The sequence below is a fragment of the Micromonospora sp. NPDC049580 genome, from assembly GCF_040675595.1.
Lineage (GTDB): Bacteria > Actinomycetota > Actinomycetes > Mycobacteriales > Micromonosporaceae > Micromonospora.
In genome coordinates this window covers 1-3255 of the sequence record NZ_JBFAPG010000605.1, presented here as the reverse complement: position 1 = coordinate 3255, position 3255 = coordinate 1, and the positions used below count along the sequence as shown (strand labels likewise).

Sequence of the window (3255 nt, the reverse complement as noted above, 5' to 3'; positions counted from 1 at the left end):
GCTGGTGCTGCTCTGCACCGCGTTGCTGGTCGCGGCCGTCGGCGTGACCTGGTACGCCCCCGCCCGCCCCGCCTCCCCGGCCGTCAGCTCCCCGGCCGTCAGCTCCCCACCGTCGGCTCGCTAGCGCGCGGTGTACCCAGCGCCCCTGGCCTGGCGGTCCGGCGGGCGGCCGTCAGGGGCCGAGGTGGGCGTAGCCGGCCCAGGTGTCCGGGTGATCCGGCAGGTCATCGCGGAGGTGGCGGACCGCCGCGTGCAGGGCCACGGCCGCGCGGTCCGGCGCGATCCCTCCGGGCACTGACAATCCGTCGTAGAGGTCCTTGCAGAGCCGCACGGTCAGCGTGTCCGAGATGGACCACAGCGCGCCGATGACGTGCCGGAAGCCGACCAGTTGAAAGGCCGTACCGAGCGTGAGCGCCTCGTCGGGCAGGGCCGCCCCGCCGCGTACCGTCTCGCAGGCCGAGAGCACCGCCAGCGCCGCCGGGTTGCCGGCCGGCCGCCACAGGTCCCGGACGTGCAGCGCGCCGCCGGCCAGCTCCAGACGACCCCAGGCCGGGGCGCGCAGGTCCTGCGTGCCGTGACAGGACAGGTGGGCGACCGGCTGGTCGGGCAGGGCGGCGAGCACGGCCGCCGGGGTGGCCACCGAGCCGAGCAGTGAGCGGACCTGCGGCACGTGCTGACGGACGATCTTCTCCTCCCGCGCGACGCCGGACAGGTCGGCGAGGCCGGGCGTCTGGGGCATGCCGACGAACACCGCCGAGTCGACCGGTTCGGGCCGGGCCGGGACGCCCCGGCGCGCGTGCGCCAGCGCCCGCAGCGACGCCGTGTACGACGGGACCACCCGGTCCAGCACCCCGTCGCCACCCTCGATCGGACCGGCCGCGTGCAGCGGCAGCAGGGTGAGCACCCCGGTGGGACACCACCACAACCGAGGCCACTCCCCCACCGACCCGCCCACGCCGGACCACGGCACGGCGGGCGGTTCGGCGTCCGCCGACGGCGGGGTGGACGGTTCGGCGTCCGCCGACGGCGGGGCGGGGAGAGGCCGGTCGAGTACGGGTGCGGCGACGACCCGCCACAGCCAGTCCAGTGTCTGGGCGACCTCGGCGCGGGCCGCCGATCGACGACGCTGCACCTGCGGCTGCGGGACGTCCGGCGCCGCCGGCCCGGTGAGCACCGCGATCGCGGCCAGGAAGCTCGCCGTCCGGACGACCAGCTCGTCCAGGGTCAGCTCCGGCAGCGGCACCACGCTGACCCGGCCCTTGGCGACGACCAGCGCGTCGCAGCGCCGGGCAGCCACGTTGACCAGCACCACCGGACCGTCGGCGGCGGCCCGGGCCAGCTCGTCGAAGGGCGGTGGACGGAGGAAGTCGGCGAAGCCGGGCCGGTCGCGGATCTCGGTCAGCAGCTGGCGACGGCGGGTGGCGAGGTCGTACCGCTGCTCCGGGGTCGGTCCGGCGGTCGCTGTCAGCCCAGCCGCCGATGCCACCCCGGCCGGCGCGGGGAAGTCGTCGAGGGCGTCCTGGAGTTCGGCGAGGCGGGCGGCCAGCCGGGGGGCCTGCGCGCGCAGCGCGGCCAGGTCGGCGCCCGCGTCGTGGGCGCGGGTGAGCAGGACCCCGCGGCCGTACTCCAGCAGCTCGACCGCGCGCTCCGGGTTGTCGAGGGCGACGGCGACCGCCGCGGCGTCGCTGGCCAGCCCGGGGAAACGCCCGAGCAGGCGGGTCTGGTCGTCGGGGTCCATGCCGTGCCAGGCCACCAGATCGATCAGCTCGATCGCGGTGGCGTACCCGTCGAGCGCGGCCGGAAGGTCGCCGGCCTGGGCGACGTGCGCCGCGTACCTGCTGGCGGCCACCGCCCGCAACAGCGACGGGGCGGACTCGACGTCGGCGGCGGCGCGCAGCGCGGCCGCCGCCTCGGCGAGCGCGGCGGAGCCGCCCACACCGGCGGTCGCCGTCGCGGCGGAGCCGGGGTCGGAGGTGGCGGCGTCGGCCACCGCCTCCAGGGCGGTGGCGAGATTGCTCAGACACATGGTGCGCGCCGGGTGCTCGGGGGTCAGCTCGTCGACCGCTGCACGGTACGCGGCCAGCATCGCGGTGGCGTCGGCGTCGGCGTGACCGGCGCGGTAGCGCAGCAGCAGGGCGTTGGCGAGGTTGGTGAGGATCCGGTAGCGGTCCGCGCCGAGCGACTGTCGCTCGCTCAGTCGCCGGAGCAGTCGAATCGCCGTGTCGAGCGCCGGCAGGTCGCCGTGCAGGCGGTGCCGCAGCAGGTGGGCCAGCGCGTGGGTGCCGAGCGTCTGGGCGTACTCGCTGGGGGTGGCCTCCTGTTCGGCCAGCTGGGCGGCCTCGCGCAGGGCGGCCACCGCGGCGTCGGAGTCCCGGGCGACGCCGGCCGCGACCTGGTCGGCGGGCTCGCCGCCGGCGGGCAGCGCGCCGTCGAGGAAGAGTTCGACCCGGCGGTTCAGGGCGGCCCCGTAGTTGGTCAGCGCCGGCAACCGGTCCGGGTGCCCGGGTGGCGTCGTGTCGATCACCTGCGCCAGCACCTGGATCGCCTCGGTCAGGGTCGCCAGGTCCTGGGTCGAGGCGAACAGCGCCTGCAGCACCAGGCCCAGGTTCGAGCGGTACCGGGGCAGGGACGCGGCGTCCGGCCCGGCGGCGGCCACGGCCGAGCGCAGCGCGACCGCGGCCGGCTCCAGCAGCGCCGGCTCTCCGGCCAGGTCGGAGAGTTCGCGCAGGGTGTTGCCGAGGTTGTTGAGCACGTGGTGACGCAGCGGGTCGGTACGGGGAAGCAGGCGTTCCGCCTCGGTCAGCGCGTCCCGTGCGGCGCGCAGCGCGCTCACCCCGCCGAGGTCGGCGTGGCCGAGCGCGAGCGCGTAGCCGAGGTCGGCGAGCCGACGCGCCCGTTGGCCGGAGTCCCGGGCGGCGGCCACGCCGGGGCGCAGCACCCGTACCGCCTCGGTGACGTCGTCGGCCCGCTGCCGCAACTCGTACCGTGTCGCCAGCAGACCGGCCATGGCGTGGCGCAGCTCCTCGCGATCCGTCCCGCCGGGTGTCGCTCCGGAACCGGCGGCGGCCCGGTACGCGTCGATCGCCGCGTCGAGGTCGACCGGATCGGCGACGGCCTGGTGCCGGTCCGCGAGCAGGGTGGCGAGCCCGACCTGCGCGGTGCCGGCCAGCTCCGGGTCGAGCCCGCCGAACCCGGTCAGCGCCGACCGGTACGCCTCGATCGCGGAGTCCCGGTCGGCGGGCGTCCGGTCGCGCA

1 protein-coding gene is annotated in these 3255 nt (G+C 77.0%); it reads right to left on the bottom strand.

Annotated features, from left to right (window positions below; all coding sequences use genetic code 11):
• Positions 1 to 172 precede the first annotated feature (172 nt).
• Positions 173 to 3255, bottom strand: a 3083-nt coding sequence (locus tag AB0J68_RS29815; RefSeq protein ID WP_363941920.1) for a CHAT domain-containing protein, incomplete at its 5' end; no start/stop codon positions are given.